Source organism: Nocardia sp. NPDC050717, from assembly GCF_040654275.1.
GTDB lineage: Bacteria > Actinomycetota > Actinomycetes > Mycobacteriales > Mycobacteriaceae > Nocardia.
This window is the reverse complement of sequence record NZ_JBFAHR010000001.1, coordinates 1,226,561-1,246,997: the sequence shown is the minus strand read 5'-3', so window position 1 is coordinate 1,246,997 and position 20,437 is coordinate 1,226,561. Positions and strand designations below refer to the sequence as shown.

Below are 20,437 nucleotides of genomic sequence, written 5' to 3'. Positions count from 1 at the left end.
ACCGCGAAGCCTCCCGTGCCCCGGGAGGCTTCGTCGTGTTCGGTGGCTGCGCGGTTGCCCTGCCCTGGTACGGTGTCGACCGTTCCGCGCCGGTCGCGCCTGTCACGCCACACCGACCCGCCGAGCCTGTTCGTGCTCCGCCGGGGCCGCTCCAGCCCCGCTCGTTTCGCGTTGCCCTGTGTTCCGGGCGTCGGGCCCGGTGAATGGAAAGGTGTGATCGCTGATGCGTCGAGGCTGGTCCGCGGTGGTGGCGGCGATGATGACCGCGGCGACCGTCGCCACGAGCGGTCCCGCGGCGGCGGACGAGTGGTGGCCGTTCGGCGTGCTGCCGGAAGGGCTCAGCTGCGCCGCGCTCACACTGCCGGGCCGGGCGGGCGCCTGGCCGTTGCCGATGCACTTCCCCAACACCGGCATCGGTTTGCTGACGATGCCGCACGCGCCCGCCGACGTCGTCCGTCGGCTGCCCGCCAGGATCGAATTGCGCACGCCGCAGGGTGGCTTCAACGAGGCGTGGCAGTTCGCGCTGCTCGACGGGAACCTCTACGTGAAGGCCTTCGCCGGCGAATCGGGCTGGCGGACGGCACCGCTGCCGAACTGCCTGCGCGGCCACATCTCGGCGATCTCGGTGGACCGCAGCAGACTGGTCGCGCTGGTCCCCGGCGGACGGGTGTTCACTCTCGACAGCGCCGATCAGACACCGGAACTGTGGTGGTGGACGGCGCGTTTCGGCTCCCCGATCTGGCTCGACCCGACCGGCAGCCAGGTGAGGCCCGCGTCCAGGGCCTGGAGTCTGTCCTGGCTCGATCCCGAGTACGTCGAGCTGATCCCGTTCCGGCAACAGGGTTTCTGGACCGATTCGGCGGGCAAGCAGCAACCGGTGGGCGGCGCCGGGGTGACCACGGTGTTCGTGCTGTCGCCGGAGGGCAACCGCATCGTCATCCTCGATCCGTGGCTGCCCGGCAGCGACCCGCTGAAGATCAGCGATCCCGAGTTCGCCGACGACTACAGCTACGAGCTGCCCGGCCCGCTCGACGGCCGCTTCCAGGCCGTCAACCTGAGCGCCTCGGGGTCGACGACCTTCCTGATCAACGAATACGGCGACATGTACACCCGGCTCTGGGATTTCGACATCTCCGGCGCCGACACCCTGTTCTTCTCCTACACCTACGGCGAGGGCGCCGATCTCGCCGAGGCGCCGACCAACTTCGACGCCTGGGTCGGCCAGTTCGAATTCCTGCGCCCGTTCTTCCCGCAGTACACCGGGATCCACCTGCCGCCGCCTGCGTGGGTGCGCCAGCCCAAGGTTGCCGGCGAGATCACCTCGACGATCAGCGTCCACACCACGGGTGGCCGCTCCGAGCAGCGTGAACTGCGGGTGGAGGGCCGTCAGGACGGCCGGACCGGCTTCTGGCACAAGCCCGTCGACGCGGGCGACTGGGCCTTCACCGCCGACGACCGCCCGCTCGCCGCGGAACTGCTGGACAACCGTGCCGGCGACACCTCCGCCCTGACCATGGTGGGCCCGACCGGCGTGCACTACGACGTGCGCGACCCGGCGGGCTGGACGATGAGCCTGCGCGACTACGACTACGCCGACGACATGATGTCGCTGCGCCTGTGTGCCGCCGACGGCACCTGCACCGACCTGGACCTGTTCCTCGCGAGCACGCCCCGCTTCGGCTGGCAGCCCGAAGGGCTCTCCGACACCCCGCGCGCCTACCACGGCCTGCTGTCCTCGCCCGAAGATCGGTGGAACGCCCTCTCCCCGGCCCTGCGCCCGCTCGTCGAGCGCGTCACCGGCTCCGATCGCGCGGCCAACATCATGGCCACGTCGAACACGGCCGAATTCACCCTCACCACCACCGAGGGCTTCCGGGTCACGCTGCCTCGCTCCTGACCGGCGGCCGCGCAGAACAGAAGAAAGGCCCGGAACCTCGTGGTTCCGGGCCTTTCGTTTGTAGCGGGGACAGGATTTGAACCTGCGACCTCTGGGTTATGAGCCCAGCGAGCTACCGAGCTGCTCCACCCCGCGTCGGTGAATACAACATTACACACCGGTTAGCTCGGATGCCAAATCGCGAGGTCAGCGCAGGTTTTTCGGCCAGCCGGGACGATCTTCGCCCCGGCAGGGAAGCCGATGGAGACCATGAATGTGTGCGTAGTCACAGGATGGCACGGTCGGTGGACATGGCGAGTGGCCGCGCGGAATTCCGGTGACCGGCGTCACTATTTCTGCGTGATCTCACGCACATAACGGACCAATAACAGACTGACCGGGATTGAGGTATTCCCCGGCGCTATCCTGCGTAAACATCGAAAAGACGTCTGTTCCAATCATAAAACGTGGTCGTTATCAAGATGTGATCGTCATGGATTTGTTGGTTAGCGTCTCCCCCATGACTGAAACCCGGAAATTCCGCACCCGTGCCCTTGGCGTCGCCGCCATCACCGGCGCCCTGGTTGCCGTTCCGTTCAGCCTGGCCACCGGCACCGCCTCCGCCGCGAACCACAACTGGGACGGCGTCGCCCAGTGCGAGAGCGGCGGCAACTGGGGTATCAACACCGGCAACGGCTACTACGGTGGCCTGCAGTTCTCGCAGAGCACCTGGGCCGCCAACGGTGGTCAGGGCTCGGCGCACAACGCCAGCAAGGAAGAGCAGATCCGCGTCGCGGAGAACGTGCTCGCCAGCCAGGGCATCGGCGCCTGGCCGCACTGCGGTCAGTACCTGCAGTCCGGCGCCTCCGAGCCCGAGCCCGAGGTCGTCGAGGAGCCCGCCGTCGAGCTGCCCGCCCAGGCCAAGACCGACCTCCAGGTCGCCGTCGACCAGGCCAAGGCCGCGGGGCAGTCCCTCGCCGAGCAGTACGGTGTCGCCGGTCAGTACCAGGACCTGCTCAACGCCAACGCCCCGCTGATCGCTTCCATCGGCGGCTGATCCACCGTTCCCCCTGCACGAGAAAGGCCCCGCCGTCCGGCGGGGCCTTTCTTCGTTCGACGGTTACCGGCCGCCCGCGTCCTGGTAGGCCCGCACCGCGGCGTCCAGTTCCTCGAGCGCCTTACCGAAATCGGTGAAGTTGCCCGTGCGCATGGCCGTGCGGACCGCCTCGATCTTGCGGCTGAGCTCGGCCGCGGCCGCTTCCTGGGCCGCCGAGCCCGCCGGTGGCGTTGTCTCCGGCGGCGGGGTCGTCCCGCCGGTCGGCGGCGTCGTTCCCTCCACCGGAGGCGTGGCGCCCGGCTTCGGCTTGAGCGCCGGATCGCCACCGAACGGGGTCGCCAGCGCGCCGGCGCCCGGCATCACCTGGTTGAGCGCCTCGGCCAACGTCGGCGCGTAACCGACCTTCACGCTGCCCGCCGCGTCGCGGTAGCTCACCAGCACACGCAGCAGCTGCGGGAAGGTCGACGACCCGGTGTTGCGCTCGTTGTAGAACGGCTCGACATAGAGGATGCCGCCGTCGGCCACCGGCAGGGTGAGCAGATTGCCGTAGCGGATCTTGTTCGAGTTCGACAGCAGCGTCTTCTCCCGCGACACCGCGTCGGCGGTGGTCATCGAGTTCTGGGTCTGTTGTGGGCCCTGCGTCTGCGAGTCGGTCGGCAACTGCAGCACGGTGAACTTGCCGTACCCGTCGGGGTCGGAGCGCACCGAGATGTAGGCCGACAGGAACTGCCGGTTGTAGCCGACCATCGCCGAGGTCAGGTTGAAGACCGGCTTGTTGGTGGTCTTGTCACCGAGCAGCACGTAGTACGGCGGCTGGTTGAAGGTGCCGCCCTCGATCGTGGGATCGCTGGGCACCGACCAGAACGCGTTGTTGGTGAAGAACTCGCGCGGGTTGTCCACGTGGTACTTGGTGAGCATGTCGCGCTGCACCTTGAACAGGTCCTCCGGGTACCGGAAGTGCGCGCGCAGCTCCGGGGAGATCTCGCTCTCCGACTTCACCGCGTTCGGGAACACCCCGCGCCACGCCTCGAGCACCGGGTCGTTCGGGTCGGTCTCGTACAGGGTGACGGTGCCGTCGTAGGCATCGACGGTGGCCTTCACCGAGTTGCGGATGTAGCTGACCTCCTTGCGCGGGATCACGCGCCCGGTCTTCTTGTCGATGCTGTCCTCCACCGCGCCGTCGAGCGAGGTCGGCTCGGCGTAGGGGTACTTGTCCAGGGTCGTGTAGGCGTCGACGATCCAGACGATGCGCTGGTCGACGACCGCCGGGTAGGCGTTGCCGTCGGTGGTCAGCCAGGGCGCGACCTTCTGCACCCGCTCGCGCGGATCGCGGTTGTACAGGATCTTGGAGTTGTCGCCGATCGCCGAGGAGAACAGGATGTTCCGCTCGGCGTACTTGGCCGCGAAGGCCAGGCGGTTGAACCAGTTGCCGATCGGCACGCCGCCGGAACCCTCGTAGGTGTAGGAGGCGGTGTCGGAGTCGTACTCGCGCGGCGCCTGGCCGTCGGTGGCGCCGACGATGGCGTAGTCGGGATCGGACTGGGAGATCAGCTCGCCGTAGTAGATGCGCGGCTGATCGACCTTGATCTGCTGGTCCTCCTGCTTGGTGAACAGGTCGCTCACCATGAACAGCGGATAGCCGGAGTCGCTGCCGCCCGCGGCGCTCTGCGCGTCGGATTGCGGCTTGTTCACCCGGTTGGCGGGGGCGGCGACGAAGCCGTTGCCGTGGGTGTAGACGGTGTGCTGGTTGATCCAGTCCTTCTGGTTGCCCGAGAGCGCCTCGGGATGCAGCTCACGCGCGGCGACGATGTAGTCCTGGGTGGAGCCGTTGAGGGTGTAGCGGTCGATGTCGAGCGACTCGGGGAACCCGTAGAAGTTCTTCAGCTGACGCAGCTGGGTGAACGTGGGCGAGAGGATGTTCGGATCGAGCAGCCGCGCGTTGCCGATGGTCGCGGCGTCGGCCGGGACCTCGAGCGGGCTCTTCTGGCTCTCACCCCGGTAGTCCTGGTACTCGACCTTGTCGTCGGTGATGCCGTACGCCTGGCGCGTGGCCATGATGTTGCGCTCGATGTACGGGCTCTCCTTGTCGGCCGCGTTCGGGCGCACCGAGAACTGCTCGACCACCATCGGCCAGACCGCGCCGACCAGGATCGAGGACAGCACCAGCAGCGCCGCCGCCATCGCGGGCACCCGCAGATCGCGCAGCACGATGCCGGCGAAGAACGCGATCGCGCAGATCACCGCGATCGAGAGCAGGATCAGCTTGGCCGGGAGCACCGCGTTGATGTCGGTGAACGACGGGCCGCCGAAGGTCGGCGCCTTGCGCGTGCTCGACAGCAGGTCGTAGCGATCGAACCAGTACGCGATCGCCTTGAGCAGCACGAAGATTCCGGCGATCACAGCGAGCTGGATGCGAGCCGCCCTGGTCAGCGCGCCCTCGCGCCCGGCCAGCCGCAGGCCACCGAACACGTAGTGGGTCACCAGGTTCGCGAAGAACGCGATCACCACGGCGACGAACAGCCAGTTCAGCACCATCCGGTAGAACGGCAGGTCGAAGGCGTAAAAGCCCACGTCGAGATGGAACTGCGGGTCCTGCTCGCCGAAGTCGCCGCCGTGCAGGAACAGCTGCACGGTGGCCCAATTCGACTGCGCCACCAGCCCGGACAGCAGGCCGAGCAGCACCGGGATGCCGATGCCGAACAGCCGCAGCCGTCCCATCACGGTCGTGCGGTAGCGCGCGATCGGATCGTTGGGCCCGGCGACCGGCACGAACACCGGCCGCGAACGGTACGCGAGCAGCAACGCGCCCCACACCACGAGCCCCACGAACAGTGCCACCACGGCGAACAGGACCAGGCGCGTGATCACCACGCCGAGATACACACTGCGGTAACCGACCTCGCCGAACCACAACCAGTTCGTATAGGCGTCGGTGAGTCGGGGCCCGAGCAGCAACAGCGCCGCGAGGACGACTGCTGTCACCAGCAGCACTCGGCTGCGTCGGGACAACGACGGTAATCCGGTGGGGGGCCGCATGCCCACGGTGCCACTCTCCAAGGGTCCGGCGGTCTCGGCGCCGGTTTGATCGGCGCAGACACCGCAGTCCGATGTTGCGGGTGGTCCGTTGCCGGACCGTTGGCGCCCACTCTACGGAAATCGGACACCGTGCAAGCGCCTGGGCCGAAAATGATTGGATGGGCGGGTGACCGATGACCAGCACGCCGAAGTCGTCCTCGCCCGCTGTGTGCGCGAGGTCGTCGAGTTCGCCGACGCCGAGGGCTGGGGAAACCCGCCCCAGATGTTCGCCCTGGTGCCGACCGCCGACCTGGTCGCGGCCGAACCCGCGCTGGAGGACCAGCTGGACGACGGCAGCGAGCTGACCCCCATCGCGCAGGAGGCCTTCCCCGACGACATCACCGGCGGCTCGATGGCGCTCGACGAGTTCCTCGCCACCACCACATGGCCGCCCGCCGTCGAGGGTTGCGTGCTGGTCCAGGAGATCGTGGTGCTCCCGCCGGACGCCGAGAGCGACCTCGACGAGGCGCTGGTCCCGCTGCTCGCCGACGACGATGCCGCCGACGCGGCCGGGCGCGCCGCGGCGCACGCCCACCCCGGCCGCCGCGACGCGCGACTCATCGCGGGCGTGTTGCGCCAGGGCGCGTCGCTGTGCCTGCTGCAGATCCGTCCCGAGGACGACGACGGCTTCGGCGACCTGGATCTGCGCACCTACCCGAATCTGGCGCCGGGCCTGGTCGAGGCCCTGCACCACACGCTCGAGTGATCAGCCGCAGCTGACCGGCTCGCGGCCCGCGTCGATGTCGGCCAGGCCGGTGATCGCGCTGTCGAGGGTGTCGACCTTCACCAGGCGCAGACCCTCCGGCGCGCGCTGGCGGGCCTCGTTGCAGTTGTCCGCGGGCACGAGGAACGTCTCGGCCCCGGCCTCGCGTGCGGCGATCATCTTGTACTGGATGCCGCCGATCGGGCCGACCTTGCCCTCCTGATCGATGGTGCCGGTGCCCGCGACGAAGCGGCCGCCGTTGAGTTCGCCGGGCGAGAGCTTGTCGATCAGCGCGAGGCTGAACATCAGCCCGGCCGAGGGTCCGCCGATGTCGGCGAGGTTGAACTCGACCCGCAGCGGCGGGCGACCGCCCTCACCCGGGGTGATGCCGAGGTAGGCCTTGGCGGAGTCGTCCGGGCGGGTGCCGAGGGTGATCGGCGTGGTCTGTTCGGCGTCACCGCGCCGGTAGACGACGGTGATGCTGTCGCCGGGTGCCTTGGTGGCGACGATGTCGATCACGTCCTTGGGCGCGGTGATCGGGATGCCGTCGATGCTGATCAGCTCGTCACCGACCTGCAGGACGTCCTTGGCGGGCCCGTCCTCGCCGAGCGAGCGCACCAGCACCACGGTCGGCAGCTTCAGGTGGTGCAGCGCGGCGACCTCGGCGTCGCTCTCGGAGTCCTTGAAGTCCTGCTGGTTGGACTTGTCGATCTCCTCGCGCGACACACCGGGCGGGTAGACCTCGGCGCGCGGGACCAGCCCGTGGTCACCGCTGGCCCAGCGGCCGAACGCCTCGAACAGGTTGAGTCCGTCGCGCACCGAGACGGTGGTCATGTTGAGGTGTCCGGTCGTGGGATCCAGCGGGGCGCCGGTGACGTCGACCACCTGCTTTCCCTCCACCTCCCCGAGGGTGTCGAAGGTCGGGCCGGGGCCGAGCGCGACGAACGGCACGGTGACCACGCTGCCGACGACACCGAGCACGAGCACGGGGACCAGGGCCACGATCAGGGTGAGGATCCGACGATTCACTCCGCCCACAGTAGTGATCACCTATCGTCACCGACGGGAGTGGCACGCATTTGCCCACCGGCCGGATCGCGGCGATTTCGCGATGCGCGAACACCGTGGCCCCCGGGGTCCCGCGTAACGTTAGAGGCATGAGCGATCTCCCCTTCGGTTTCTCGAACCGCGACGACGACGAGTCGGGCAAGCGTCGCGACGAGTCGAACGGTCCCGGCGGAAACGATCCGTTCGGGTTCGGGGCGGCGGGCGCGGGCGGCTTCGATCCGTCGCAGCTGGGTCAGATGCTGACCCAGCTGGGTCAGATGCTCAGCGGCATGGGTCAGGGCATGGGGCCCGGCGGCGCGCAGGGCGGCCCGGTGAACTACGACGTCGCCAAGCGCCTGGCCCGCCAGCAGCTCGGCGCCACCGTCGCGCCGGTGACGGACAAGACCGCGTCCGCGGTGGCGGACGCGGCCCACCTCGCCGAACTCTGGCTCGACGGCGCCACCGTCCTGCCCGCGGGCGCAGGCAAGACCGTGGCCTGGACCGCCAACGACTGGATCGAGGAGACGCTGCCCACCTGGAAGCGCCTGTGCGATCCGGTGGCCGAGCAGATCTCGGGCATGTGGACCGCGCAGCTGCCGGAGGAGGCCAAGCAGTTCGCCGGGCCGATGGTCGGCATGCTCGGTCAGATGGGCGGCCTGGCGTTCGGCTCCCAGCTCGGCCAGGCGCTCGGCCAGCTGGCCAAGGAGGTGCTGACCTCCACCGATATCGGCCTGCCGCTCGGCCCGGCCGGTACCGCGGCGCTGCTGCCCACCGCGATCTCGGCGTTCAGCGCGGGCCTCGAGCAGCCCGAGAGCGAGATCATGGTCTTCCTCGCGGCCAGGGAGGCCGCCCACCAGCGGCTGTTCGCGCACGTGCCGTGGCTGCGTCAGCAGGTGCTCGGCGCGGTCGAGGACTACGCGCGCGGCATCAAGATGGATTTCTCCGCGCTGGAGGAGGCCGCGCAGAACATCGACCCGATGTCGCTGAGCGACCCGTCCAAGCTGGAGGAACTGCTCGCGCAGGGCACCTTCGAACCGCAGACCACGCCCGAGCAGAAGCAGGCGCTCGAACGCCTCGAGACGCTGCTCGCGCTGATCGAGGGCTGGGTCGACGTGGTGGTGTCCGATGCGGTCGGCGAGCGGCTGCCCGGCGCGGGCGCGCTCTCGGAGACCCTGCGCCGTCGCCGCGCGACCGGCGGGCCTGCCGAGCAGACCTTCGCCACCCTGGTCGGCCTGGAACTGCGTCCGCGCAAGGTCCGTGAGGCCTCGGCGCTGTGGCGCAGGCTCACCACCGACGCGGGCATGGACCGGCGCGACGGCGTGTGGGCGCACCCCGATCTGCTGCCCGATTCCAGTGACCTCGACTCCCCGGCCGGCTTCATCGATTCCGTGATCGGCGGCGGCACCGGCGCTTTCGACGATCCGCTGGCGCAGCTCGCCGAGACCGAGGCGCGCGAGCGGGACGCGGCCGAGCGGGGCGAGTCCGGACCGGATTCCGACACCGACAAGTCCTGATCGCCCGCCCGCAGCGGAAAACTTCGCGGCGGACCGGCGCGACACGGTTCCGGCGCTCGCGAAGCGAGCGGACACTCCGCGCCGACCGGCCGGATCCGAGTTGTCCACAGGCTCACCCAACGAGTCCGACACGCCGAAACCCTGTGGACAACTCCACTTTTCGCGAGCTGTCGGCACCGTCGATCCGGTGATACTCGGGGCATGACCACCACGACGCCGCTGCGCGGACCGATGCTGAATCCCCGGGTGACCACGCTGGTCCGCCCGTCGGGCACGGTGCAATTGGGCTGGGATCCCGAACGCGCCCTGCTGCTCGAGACCACCGAACTCGACACCGGCACGGTGCTCGCGTTCCTCCGGTTGCTCGACGGTCTGCAGTCCCGCCCGCAGATCATCTGGCGTGCCGGGGAATTCGGCATTCCCCCGGACCTGACCCTCGCGCTGCTCACGGCGATCGACCAGGCCGGGCTGCTCCTGCAACCCGAACGAAAACAGGGCAGGGTCCGTGCCGTCACCGTGCACGGACTCGGCCCGCTCTCCGACGCGGTGGCGATCGGCCTGCGGCGCATGGGATTGCGGCCGACCCGTTCGCGGGAGTACCGGCCCGAGACGCCGGTCGGGGCGGGCGCGGATCTGGTGGTGCTCACCGACGCGCTGATGGTCGACCCGCGGTTGTCGGTGGACCTGGTGCTGCGCCGCATCCCGCACCTGCAGGTCCGGGTGCGCGACGGCGTCGGGATCGTCGGTCCGCTGGTGCTGCCCGGCGAGACGAGCTGTCTGCGCTGTGCCGACCTGACCCGCACCGGCTTCGACGCCGACTGGCCGCATCTGGCCGCCCAACTGCTCGGCCGGACGGGCCACGCCTCGCCCGCCGGGATCGCAGCGACCACCGCGTTGGCCATGGGCGAACTGGAGGCGATCGTCGCGTGTTCGCCACGCAGGCGCCCCGGCACGCTCGACGCGACCGTCGAACTGGATCTGGACACCCACGAGGTGCAGCGCAGGCCGTGGCCACCACACCCGGACTGCGGCTGCCGCACCCTCGCCACGGCCGGATCGGGGACGGGCCGATGAGCGGTGTGAGCATTCCCATGGCACGCGACGGCCAGGTTCAGCCATGATGGGTAACGTGTCGGAGATCGTGCGCCGCGGTTCCAGCCGCAATGCCAAGTTGGCCAGAATTCCCCTCGGCATCGCCGGACGAGCCGCCGTCGGGTTCGGCAAGAAGCTGGTCGGCGGTGACAAACAGCAGATCAACGCGACGCTGAACCAGAAGGCCGCCGAGCAGCTGTTCAGCGTCCTCGGTGAACTCAAGGGCGGCGCGATGAAGTTCGGGCAGGCCCTGAGTGTGATGGAGGCCGCGGTCCCCGAGGAATTCGGCGAGCACTACCGCGAGGCCCTCACCAAGCTGCAGGCCGCCGCGCCGCCGATGCCCGCCGAGACCGTGCATCGCGTGCTCGACCAGCAGCTCGGCACCAAGTGGCGGGAACGGTTCCAGTCGTTCGACGACACCCCCGCCGCCTCCGCCAGCATCGGGCAGGTGCACCGGGCGGTGTGGTCGGACGGTCGCCCGGTCGCGGTCAAGGTGCAGTATCCGGGCGCCGACGACGCGCTGCGCGCCGACCTGAAGACGCTGTCGCGGATGTCCGGGCTGCTCGCCTCAGTGATACCCGGCGCCGACGTGAAGCCGCTGCTGGCCGAGATCACCGAGCGCACCGAGGAGGAGCTGGACTACCGCAACGAGGCCGCCAACCAGCGCCGCTTCGCCGCCGCCTTCGACGGGCACCCGCAGATCGTGGTGCCGCGTGTGGTGGCGGGCGCGCCGAAGGTGATCGTCACCGAATGGCTCGACGGCACGCCGGTCTCCGCGCTCATCGCCGCGGGCAACGCGGACCCCGAAGGCACACGGGCCCAGCGCAACCGGATCGCCGAGCTGATGGGCACCTTCCACTTCTCGTCCCCGGAGAAGGCCCACCTGCTGCACAGCGATCCGCATCCCGGCAACTTCCTGGTGATGGCCGACGGCAAGCTCGCCGTCCTCGATTTCGGCGCCTGCGCGCCGATGCCCGACGGTTTCCCCGAGGTGCTCGGCCGGATGCTGGCGCTGGCCGTGGCCGAGGACCATGCCGCGCTCACCGAACTGCTCTACGAACACGGCTGGGTGATCCCGGGCCGCACGGTCACCCACGAGGAGATCGCGGCGTACCTGCGCCCGTTCAGCGACCCGATCCGCACCGACACCTTCCACTTCACCCGCGCCTGGATGCAGCGCGTCGCGGGCACCGCCTCGGAGTTCAACAGCCCCGAGATGAAAACCGCTCGCGCACTCCAGCTCCCGGCCGAGTACCTGATGATCTTCCGGGTCCTCGGCGGCTCGGTCGGCATCCTGGCCCAGCTCGACGCGGAACTGGGCTTCATGAATCTGGTCCGCACCTGGGTGCCCGGCTTCCGCGCCGAGCAGGCCTCCTAACCCAGCGACCCGCGCCGGCGCACCGTGCACAGCACGTGCACGACGACGCCGACCACGGCGGCCATCGTGACCCCGCTGCCCAGCAGCAGGCGCAGATCGTCGGGGAAACCGCGGTACAGGCCGGGCACCAGGATCGGGAGCAGTCCGGCGGTGAGCGCGGCCGTGGCGGTGAGCAGATTGGCGTCGTCGTCGAGGTCGACCTGCCGGAACAGACCGACCGCCGACGCGATGACGGTGGCGAACACGATGGCCGCCGTCGCGCCGACCACGGCGCCGGGCAGCGAGTTCACCAGGCGTCCGACCGGCGCCACGAACGCGGCCAGGATCAGCAGCAGGCCGGTCAGCGCGGTGACGTAGCGGCTCCGGATGCCGGTGAGCCGGATCAGGCCGATGTTCTCCCCGCTCGTCACCATCGTGGGCCCGCCGAACAGCCCCGACAGCAGGGAGGTCACCGCGTCACCGCGGATGGTGCGTCCGACGGTGGGCGCGGTGTCGATCCGCTTGTCGACGACCTTGGCGTTCAGCACGGTCTGGCCGGTGGCCTCGGCCATGGACCCGATGCTGAAGACCAGCAGCGGCACCGCCGCGAGCAGATCGAAGTGGGGTGTTCCGAACAGGAAGGGGTCGGGCAGTTGCACCAGCGCGTCACCGGGCTGCAAGGTGAATCGGCCGAGCGCCGCGGCCAGCAGGGTTCCGGCGCCCATGCCGATGAGCACCGAAACGCGCCGCCACCCGGTGGGCAGGAAACGGTGGGCCAGGATGGTCACCACGATGGTCGCCCCGGCGATGGTGACCGACCGGATCGGCGTCGGGTCCTCGGCGGAGGTGATCAGGTTCGCGCCGACCTTCACCAGGTTGACCCCGATCACCAGGATCATCGCGGCGATCACCACCATCGGGATGAACCGGACCAGCCTGCGGGCGACCGGCACCAACGCGATGCCTGCCACGGCCGTGATCAGCACCGCGCCGGTGGCGGTCGCTGGGTCGTAGGTCTGCGCGATCTGGATGAACAGCACCACCGCCGCGCCGCCGGGCAGCATCACGAACGGCAGACCCGCGCCGAGGCCGTAGCGACCGGAGGACTGCAGCACCGTGCCGATGCCGCTGAACAGCAGCGCGCCGCAGAGCAGGGCGCGGGCGGCGTCGTCGTCGAGATGCAGGCTGCGGCTGATCAGCAGGACGGAGGTGAGCGGCATCGCGATCATCACGACCAGGTGCTGCAGCGCTCCCGCGAAAGCCCTTCCGGCGGGCGGAATCTCGTCGACCGGCGCGACCTGGGCCCCGCTCACCGCAGCCACGGGAGCTCCTGTTCCTGGTAGCGGTAGGCGCGGAAGACGGCGTTGGAGACGCCGGGGAACACCTGGGCGGTCTCGGAGTCCGGATATTCGGTGAAGGAGGGCACGACGTACTCCCAGCAGATCCGCCGCTGCGGCGTCACCTCGAAGATCCGCCCGAAGGCGGCCTCGGTGATCAGGGTGTTGCCGTTGGGCAGCCGTTGCGCGCCACCCATGAAGGGCGTGAAGAAGGCCTCGCGCGGCGAGTCCTGGTAACTCCAGCCGACCGCACCGGTGGCGGTGTCGATTTCGACCACCCGGCTGTAGGTGACCGACTCGCCGGTGCGGAAGGTGCCGTTGTCGAACACCAGGACCTTGCCGTCCGCGAGCGGGGTGGCGTGATGCTGCTGGGCGAGCGTGCTCCGGTCGGCGAGGGTGGTGACGGCGCCGGTGTGCCGGTCGATCAGGATGACCGCCGACACGCTGCGCAGGCTGGCGATCACCGTGTGCTCGCCGAGCGGGTGGACGCTGTTGATCAGGGGCCAGTGCTCGCGCCAATAGTGCGGCTGCAGCGCGAATTCCGCGGGATCGAGGTGGTCGACGGCGCGCCACTCCCACCGCAGCGCGCCGTCGGGTCCGACTTCGCGGATCACGTCCGACCAGACGACGCCGTCGGCTTCGGTGCCGGGCACACCGCCCTGCACGCGCGCGGCATCGGCGCCGGCGAGGGCGTGCACGGCGGCGTAGAGCACGCTGCCGTCGTCGTAGTGGTGCGCGTCGTGGTGCTGCAGGTCGTCACGGATCTCGCTGAGCTGGGCACCGGTGTGGTCGTAGCGGGCCATCGAGCCACCGGAGTATTTGCGCCACATGGCGAACAGGGGTTCGCGCGCCAGTGTCGTGCCGTTGTAGGCGAGGCTGCCGTCGGCGAGGATGCGCGCGTGCCTGCCCGGCCGGTAGGGCAGCTGCCATTGATGCGCGATCGTCCCGTCGAGCGCGACCAAATCGACGCGGCCGTTTCCGGCCAGCGGCGCGTAGAGGGTGTAGCCGGGCGAGGCCAGGTCCGGGTCGCTGCCGATGAGCCCGACTCCCCGGCGCTTGAGCGTGTTCTGTTCCATGCCGCCTCTCCTGAATATTCGACCTGGCTGAATATTCAGTAGTGCGGCTCGAACGGGAACGGTTCCGATCAGGCTGCGCGAAACCCCCGGAGGCCCAGGTAGGCCCCCGATCCGCCGCGCCGAGGTGACGGACACGCCCCTGGCGGATTCAGTACAGTCGCAGCACGACCGATCACACGAAAGGCGGCAGGTGGACAACGCCGGCAATCGACAACTGGGCGCCGTCATCCGCGCGCACCGGCGCGCCGCCGGGCGGACGCTGGCCGTCCTCGCGGCCGAGACCGGGCTGTCCGCGTCGTTCCTGAGTCAGCTGGAGAACGGGCGAACCAACTCCAGCCTGCGTTCCCTTCAGCAGATCGCCGATGCCCTGTCCACCACCGCGACCGCCCTGCTCGCCGCCGCCGAGGACGCCGCGCCCGCCCCGATCGTCCGCGCGGGCGAGAACACCGCGCTGCCCCAGGACGAACCGGGCGACGGCACCGTCCGCGTTCTGGCACACGGCGACCGCGACCTGCGCGCGCTGGAGTTCACCGGCGGAACCAGCCGCGGCGACCGGGATTTCGCCCACGCGGGCGACGAGATCATCCATGTGGTGCGCGGACGCGTGTCGCTCGTCGCCGACGGCACCGAATACGAACTGGGACAGGGCGATACGTACTATTGCCGAGCCGGTGAACGACACCGATGGTGGGCGCACTCCCCGGACACCACCACCCTGGTCGTCGCGGTCGCCGACGGACGCACCGTGAAACACACCACTCACCGGACAAAGCAAAACGAACCGCTCACCGACGCGCGGTGAGCGGTTCGCTTGCGGTACATACCTTTTCCGGCGCTCATGCCGGGATCGCGACCTTACGCGGCCGACCACGCGGGCGCTTGCGGGCGATCACGACACCCTGGTCGAAGATCTCACCGCCCCAGACACCCCACGGCTCGGCGCGATCGATGGCGGCGGTCAGGCAGCCCTTGCGGATCGGGCAGGCGGCGCACAGCTGCTTGGCCTGCTCGAGGTCGTTCGGGCTCTCGGCGAACCACAGATCAGGGTTCCCGGCCCGGCACGGGATGGACGCCACGGTTCGGCATGTCACGTCAGTAGTGGCCGACGGCCAGTCCTGGGCGGTGAACACGTCGTTCTCCTTCAGCTCGTTTGCAGCGGTTTTTCGTTCGGTGTGCGAACCCGGTGCCAACGGCTGAGGAGCCGAATGAAAATGGCCACGGATTTCGCTTCTCGCGATCCGTGGCCAGGAGGTCTGGGAGGAGTTCCCTACCTAGTTCGACATCTCTGCCGAGACCTGATCACGGTCGCTGGGTGGACACGGAGGCGGATTGCGCCGTCGAATGCGGGTGCGAACCCGAATTCATCGGCCGGTGCGGCGGGTGCCGCGGCGGCGGTCGGCTGCCAACCCACGCTGGGCTTGTCCTGGAGACGAATCGGGGTGTGCTGATGGACCACAGTCATCGGCACAGCGGTGGAATCGACGCCGGACAGACCGGTCCCCTGCAGAGCGAGGACCCCCCGGGAGGCCGACACCACGGACACGTTCACCAGAACGCGATTGTCGATCGCGTTGTAAGCGGTGATGCTGTTCATCTGACTGCCTCCCTCCTGAACTCGTGTGCTGATAGATACCCGCGCCGAGATCACTCTCGGTGCGTGTTCTCCACCATAGGCAATGATCGAGAACCGAACAACCTATTTTCTACCTGCGGTTTTGTGTCGTAGCCCGCATCCGTGACGCGACGATGGCGAGCACGTCGGCACCGTACTGTTCGATCTTCTTCTGGCCGATCCCCGCGATGGCGCCCAGCGCGGCGTCGTCGGCGGGCAGTTGTTCGGCGATAGCGGTGAGCGTGGTGTCGGTGAACACCACGAAGTCGCGCACGCGCAGGACCTCGGCCTTCTCGGCCCGCCACTCCTGGAGCGCCTCGAGTAGCTGGGGGTCCACCTCGCCGGGGCAGCGGCGGCACCGGCCGAGCATGGTGGCGTAGGTACCGATCAGCGGTTTGGCGCAGACCCGGCACAGCGGCCGCTTGCCGTCGGCGTCCTTCGGACCGGTCGCGGCGGCGGCGATGCGCGAGGCAGGCGAGTCGTCGGGGACCAGTCCGTTGAGGAAGCGGGAGCGCCTGCGCGAGCGCCGCCCGCCCTCGGCACGGGCCAGCGCCCACGACACGGCGAGGTGTTCGCGCGCGCGGGTGACGCCGACGTAGAGCAGCCTGCGCTCCTCCTCCAGCCCCGCCTGGTCGGACGGGCTGCCGTCGTCACCGAGGACGTGCTGGATGGGCAGGGTGCCGTCGCTCACGCCGACGAGGAACACCGCGTCCCACTCCAGGCCCTTGGCCGCGTGCAGCGACGCCAGGGTGACGCCGTCGACGGTCGGCGGATGCTTGGCCTCGGCGCGGGTGGCGAGTTCGCGCAGCAGGCCGGTGAGGTCGATCTCGTCGTCGTGGCCGACCAGTTCCTCGGTGAGCTGCACCAGCGCGAGCAGCGAGGACCAGCGTTCCTTGGCCTGCGCGCCCGCGGGTTCCTCGGCGGTGAGCCCGACCGGAGCCAGCGCGGCGCGGACCAGCGTGATCAGCTCGGCGCCGCTGCGCGCCTCGTCGGGCAGGTCGTCACGGGCGTCGACCTGACGCAGCGCCTGGACCGCCTGGCGCACCTCCTGCCGCTGGAAGAACCCTTCGCCACCGCGCACCTGGAACGGGATGTCGCGCGCGCCGAGCGCCTGTTCGAACGGCTCGGACTGGGCGTTGATGCGGTAGAGGACCGCGATCTCGGCGGCGGGGGTGCCCGCGGCGATCAGCTTCTTGATCTTGTTCGCGACATCGGCGGCCTCGGCGGGCACGTCGGGGTACTCGGCGAATTCCGGTTCCGGCCCGTCGGGCCGCTGGCCGATCAGCGCGAGCCTGGTCCCCGCGATGCGACCGCGCGCGGCACCGATCACCCGGTTGGCCAGCGACACCACCTGCGGGGTCGAGCGGTAGTCGCGTTCCAGGCGCACGACCGTGGCGTCGGGGAAGCGGCGGGAGAAATCGAGCAGGTAGTTCGGGGTGGCGCCGGTGAAGGAGTAGATGGTCTGGTTGGCGTCGCCGACGACGGTGAGGTCGTCGCGCTCGCCCAGCCAGGCGTCGAGCACCCGCTGCTGCAGCGGGGTGACGTCCTGGTACTCGTCGACGACGAAGCTGCGGTAGCGGCCGCGGAATTCGTCGGCGACGGCCGGATAGTCCTCGAGCGCGGCGGCGGTGTGCAGCAGCAGGTCGTCGAAGTCGAGCAGCAGGCCCTCGGCGGAGGTCTTCATGGATTCGTAGCCCGCGTACACCTGGGCCACCCGGGTGACCTCGACCGGCGCGTCCCGATGATGCCTGGCGGCCGCGGCCGGATAGTCCTCCGGCGCGATCAGCGAGGCCTTGGCCCACTCGATCTCGCTGAGCAGGTCGCGGATGAGTTCGGTGGAGGTGCCGAGCCCGGCGCGGTGCGCGGCCTGGGAGACCACGGGGAACTTGCTGTCGAGCAGCCGCCAGGGCACGTCACCGACCACCTGCGGCCAGAAGTAGCGCAGCTGCCGCAACGCGGCGGCGTGGAAGGTGCGGGCCTGGACCTGGCCCGCCTCGCCGCCGAGCCCCATCGAGCGCAGCCGACCGCGCATCTCCCCCGCCGCCCGCGCGGTGAAGGTGACGGCGAGAACCTGGTCGGCCTTGACGTGTCCGCCCGCGATCAGGTGCGCGATCCGGTGCGTGATGGTCCTGGTCTTCCCGGTCCCCGCTCCGGCGAGCACACACACCGGTCCTCGTGGCGCCCGCACCGCGGCGGCCTGTTCCGGGTCGAGGGCGGTGAGATCGAGTGCTGGCACGGGCACCATCATGACAGCGCCCGCCGACAACCGGGCCCGACGCCCGCCGGCCGCGCCCGTCCGCGCGTCGTCCGACGGCGCCACGACCCGCCGTCCGGAACAGGAAGCGCGCCCCGGACGTTGCACATCGCGTGACTGAAGCAACCACTGATCTGACGATGTACTCGACCACCTGGTGCGGCTACTGCCGTCGCCTCAAGACCCAGCTCGACGAGGCGGGCATCACCTACACCGTGATCGACATCGAGGACGACCCCGCTTCGGCCGAGTTCGTCGGCAGCGTCAACAACGGCAATCACGTCGTCCCCACGATCAAGTACCGCGACGGCTCCACGGCGACCAACCCGTCGCTGGCCCAGGTCAAGCAGGCACTCGCCGCCCAGGCCTGAGCCGGGACGCTACTGCGCCCAGCTCTCGATGATCGTGCGCGCGATCGAGATCGAGCCGGGGACGAGGAGGCGGGCGCCCGACTCGCGCGCCGACCAGTCCCCCGCGTGCAGCGCCGCGCGGACCTCGTCGCGGGTGAACCAGTGCGCCTCGGCGATCTCGCCGTCGGAGAACACCAGCTCCTGAGCCGGGTCGCCGACGGCGGCGAAGCCGACCATGAGCGAGCGCGGGAACGGCCACGGCTGGCTGCCGAGGTAGTGGATGTCGCTGACGTCGACGCCCACCTCCTCGCGGATCTCGCGTTCGACGCAGTGCTCGAGCGATTCGCCGACCTCGACGAATCCCGCGAGCAGCGAGAACATCGTCGCGGGCCAGGCGTGCTGACGCGCGAGCAACACCCGATCCGCGCCGTCGTGGACCAGACAGATGATCGCCGGGTCGATGCGCGGGAACTCCTCGTCGCCCGCGGCGGTGAGCCGGGACCAGCCACCCCTGGACACGGTGGTCGCGGTGCCGTCGCCGCCGTGGAAACCGGCGCGATCGTGCCAGTTCAGCAGCGCGTAGGCGGTCGCGAGCAGGTCGGCGGTGAAGTCGTCGACGGCGCCGAGGGTGCGCAGATCCTTCAGGACCCCGTCGAGTTCGGGCGCGCGTACGGCCCAGACGTGCGCGTCCTCGACGACGCCGAGGAACACCGCGCCGGGACCGGGCGCCTCGGCGACCGACAGCGCCGGCTCGAGCACGACGGCGGTCTCCTCGACCCGGACCCGGCCGCGCGGGTCGACGCGCAGGACCTTCGCTTTCGCCCAGCCGGTACGCAGGGCCTCGGGATCGAGGCGCACGTGCTCAGCTCGATCGATGGTGGAACGCGACAGCAGCGGAACGTCTTTCAGCCGGAAGGACACACTGCCGAGCCTAGCCCTGTCGCGATCGTCGCGTCGCGGCGCTACTTGGCGCTGCGCCGGATGTAGAGCAGCTTGTCGCCCGCTTCGAGCGCGTCGACCTCGGGTTCGCCGACCCGGATGAGGTCACCGTCGCGGACCACGCCGAGCACGATCTCGCTCAGATGCCGCGGCGAACCGCCCACCTCGCCCGGTTCGACATCGCGCTCGGCCACCGCGAACCCCTGCTCGGGGGTGAGCAGGTCCTCCATCATCTCCACGACGGTCGGGGTGGTGGTGGCGATGCCGAGCAGGCGCCCCGCGGTCTCCGACGACACCACCACCGAGTCGGCGCCGGACTGGCGCACCAGGTGGGTGTTCTCCGCCTCGCGGATGGCGACGACGATCTTGGCGGTCTTGTTCAGTTCGCGCGCGGTGAGCGTCACCAGGGTGGCGGTGTCGTCCCGGTTGGTGGCCACGATCACCGAGGCCGCCCGCTGCACGCCGGTCAACCGCAGCACATCGGACTTGGTCGCCGAGCCGTGCACGGTGACCAGTCCCGCGCTGGCCGCCGCCTCGAGCGCGACCGCGTCGGTGTCGACGACCACGATGTCGGACTGGGCCACCCCGTCACCGAGCATGGCGTCGATGGCGGTGCGTCCCTTGGTGCCGTAACCGACGACGACGGTGTGATTGCGCACGGTGTGCCTCCATCGCTGAATCTTGAACGCCTGCCGCGATCGCTCGGTGAGCACGCTGAGGGTGGTGCCGACGAGCACGATCAGGAACAGGATGCGCAGGGGGGTGATGACGATCGTGTTGATGAGCCGGGCCGTCGGGCTGGCCGGGGTGATGTCTCCGTAGCCGGTGGTCGACAGCGACACCGTGGCGTAGTACAGGGCGTCGAGGAACGACAGTTCGTTGCCGGTGTTGTCGTGGTAGCCGGCGCGCCCGACATAGACGACGGTCGCGGCGGCGAGCAGCAGCGCGATCGCGACCAGCACGCGCCGGGTCAGCGAGATCCACGGGCTGGTCTGCACCGCGGGGATCCGCAACAGTCCGACCAGCGCGTAGTCCGGGCTGCTGCTGAGCCCGATCGGAGTGCGTCTACCCCCGAACATCGCCCCTCCTTTCGCTCGGCCGGACGCTGATTCGTCAGGCTCCGGCACAACCGGGGAGCCTACTGCGTG

At 69.7% G+C, this 20,437-nt stretch carries 17 protein-coding genes and 1 tRNA gene; 8 read left to right on the top strand and 10 right to left on the bottom strand.

Going from position 1 to position 20,437, the window contains the following annotated elements; all coding sequences use genetic code 11:
• The first annotated feature begins 223 nt into the window (after window positions 1-223).
• Window positions 224-1,897, top strand: coding sequence for a hypothetical protein (locus tag AB0H56_RS05860; protein WP_357157689.1), 1,674 nt, complete (start codon window positions 224-226; stop codon window positions 1,895-1,897).
• A 61-nt stretch (window positions 1,898-1,958) separates the two neighbouring features.
• Here AB0H56_RS05860 and AB0H56_RS05855 read toward each other — a convergent pair.
• Window positions 1,959-2,032 (bottom strand) — tRNA-Met (locus tag AB0H56_RS05855).
• A 364-nt stretch (window positions 2,033-2,396) separates the two neighbouring features.
• On the opposite strand from AB0H56_RS05855, the gene AB0H56_RS05850 reads away from it, so the two are divergent.
• Window positions 2,397-2,933: a transglycosylase family protein gene (locus AB0H56_RS05850; RefSeq protein ID WP_357157686.1), complete on the top strand. Its 537-nt coding sequence runs from the start codon at window positions 2,397-2,399 to the stop codon at window positions 2,931-2,933.
• Between the two features lie 63 nt (window positions 2,934-2,996).
• On the opposite strand, the gene AB0H56_RS05845 is transcribed toward AB0H56_RS05850, so the two are convergent.
• Window positions 2,997-5,975 (bottom strand): UPF0182 family protein, encoded by a 2,979-nt coding sequence (locus tag AB0H56_RS05845; RefSeq protein WP_357157683.1) that lies wholly within the window; start codon window positions 5,973-5,975, stop codon window positions 2,997-2,999.
• 160 nt (window positions 5,976-6,135) lie between these two features.
• Between AB0H56_RS05845 and AB0H56_RS05840 the strand changes: the two genes are divergently transcribed.
• A complete protein-coding gene (locus AB0H56_RS05840) occupies window positions 6,136-6,714 on the top strand; it encodes a PPA1309 family protein (RefSeq protein ID WP_110036362.1) in 579 nt (192 codons plus the stop codon).
• On the opposite strand, the gene AB0H56_RS05835 is transcribed toward AB0H56_RS05840, so the two are convergent.
• The gene (locus AB0H56_RS05835; RefSeq protein WP_357157680.1) at window positions 6,715-7,740 is read right to left on the bottom strand and encodes a PDZ domain-containing protein; all 1,026 of its coding nucleotides are present in this window, start codon (window positions 7,738-7,740) and stop codon (window positions 6,715-6,717) included.
• 128 nt (window positions 7,741-7,868) lie between these two features.
• Between AB0H56_RS05835 and AB0H56_RS05830 the strand changes: the two genes are divergently transcribed.
• The 3 genes from AB0H56_RS05830 to AB0H56_RS05820 all read left to right on the top strand — a co-directional run bounded on the left by AB0H56_RS05830 (window position 7,869) and on the right by AB0H56_RS05820 (window position 11,742).
• Window positions 7,869-9,272, top strand: a complete 1,404-nt coding sequence (locus AB0H56_RS05830; protein ID WP_357157677.1) for a zinc-dependent metalloprotease — start codon at window positions 7,869-7,871, stop codon at window positions 9,270-9,272.
• 201 nt (window positions 9,273-9,473) lie between these two features.
• A complete protein-coding gene (locus tag AB0H56_RS05825; protein ID WP_357157673.1) occupies window positions 9,474-10,346 on the top strand; it encodes a TOMM precursor leader peptide-binding protein in 873 nt (290 codons plus the stop codon).
• Between the two features lie 43 nt (window positions 10,347-10,389).
• The gene (locus AB0H56_RS05820) at window positions 10,390-11,742 is read left to right on the top strand and encodes an AarF/UbiB family protein (protein WP_357157670.1); all 1,353 of its coding nucleotides are present in this window, start codon (window positions 10,390-10,392) and stop codon (window positions 11,740-11,742) included.
• Here the strand turns inward: AB0H56_RS05820 and AB0H56_RS05815 are convergent.
• Complete coding sequence (locus AB0H56_RS05815; RefSeq protein WP_357157667.1) at window positions 11,739-13,043, bottom strand: solute carrier family 23 protein; 1,305 nt, start codon at window positions 13,041-13,043, stop codon at window positions 11,739-11,741. The genes AB0H56_RS05820 and AB0H56_RS05815 overlap by 4 nt on opposite strands.
• Window positions 13,031-14,134: an aryl-sulfate sulfotransferase gene (locus tag AB0H56_RS05810; protein ID WP_357157664.1), complete on the bottom strand. Its 1,104-nt coding sequence runs from the start codon at window positions 14,132-14,134 to the stop codon at window positions 13,031-13,033. Before AB0H56_RS05810 ends, AB0H56_RS05815 begins: the two co-directional genes overlap by 13 nt.
• A 190-nt stretch (window positions 14,135-14,324) precedes the next feature.
• Here AB0H56_RS05810 and AB0H56_RS05805 point away from each other — a divergent pair, with 190 nt between their 5' ends.
• A complete protein-coding gene (locus tag AB0H56_RS05805; RefSeq protein ID WP_357157661.1) occupies window positions 14,325-14,936 on the top strand; it encodes an XRE family transcriptional regulator in 612 nt (203 codons plus the stop codon).
• A gap of 34 nt (window positions 14,937-14,970) precedes the next feature.
• Here AB0H56_RS05805 and AB0H56_RS05800 read toward each other — a convergent pair whose 3' ends face one another.
• From AB0H56_RS05800 to AB0H56_RS05790, 3 genes are all read right to left on the bottom strand, one after another.
• Window positions 14,971-15,225, bottom strand: a complete 255-nt coding sequence (locus AB0H56_RS05800; protein WP_186817473.1) for a WhiB family transcriptional regulator — start codon at window positions 15,223-15,225, stop codon at window positions 14,971-14,973.
• A gap of 176 nt (window positions 15,226-15,401) precedes the next feature.
• A complete protein-coding gene (locus AB0H56_RS05795) occupies window positions 15,402-15,728 on the bottom strand; it encodes a hypothetical protein (RefSeq protein ID WP_357157658.1) in 327 nt (108 codons plus the stop codon).
• Window positions 15,729-15,837: 109 nt separating this feature from the next.
• Complete coding sequence (locus AB0H56_RS05790) at window positions 15,838-17,994, bottom strand: ATP-dependent DNA helicase UvrD2 (RefSeq protein WP_357157655.1); 2,157 nt, start codon at window positions 17,992-17,994, stop codon at window positions 15,838-15,840.
• A 146-nt stretch (window positions 17,995-18,140) separates the two neighbouring features.
• Between AB0H56_RS05790 and AB0H56_RS05785 the strand changes: the two genes are divergently transcribed.
• A complete protein-coding gene (locus AB0H56_RS05785) occupies window positions 18,141-18,371 on the top strand; it encodes a mycoredoxin (RefSeq protein WP_110036371.1) in 231 nt (76 codons plus the stop codon).
• A 9-nt stretch (window positions 18,372-18,380) separates the two neighbouring features.
• Here AB0H56_RS05785 and nudC read toward each other — a convergent pair whose 3' ends face one another.
• Both nudC and AB0H56_RS05775 read right to left on the bottom strand, forming a co-directional pair.
• Window positions 18,381-19,271, bottom strand: a complete 891-nt coding sequence (nudC, locus tag AB0H56_RS05780; protein ID WP_357157652.1) for an NAD(+) diphosphatase — start codon at window positions 19,269-19,271, stop codon at window positions 18,381-18,383.
• A 41-nt stretch (window positions 19,272-19,312) separates the two neighbouring features.
• Window positions 19,313-20,368, bottom strand: coding sequence for a potassium channel family protein (locus AB0H56_RS05775; protein ID WP_357157649.1), 1,056 nt, complete (start codon window positions 20,366-20,368; stop codon window positions 19,313-19,315).
• Window positions 20,369-20,437: the final 69 nt, after the last annotated feature.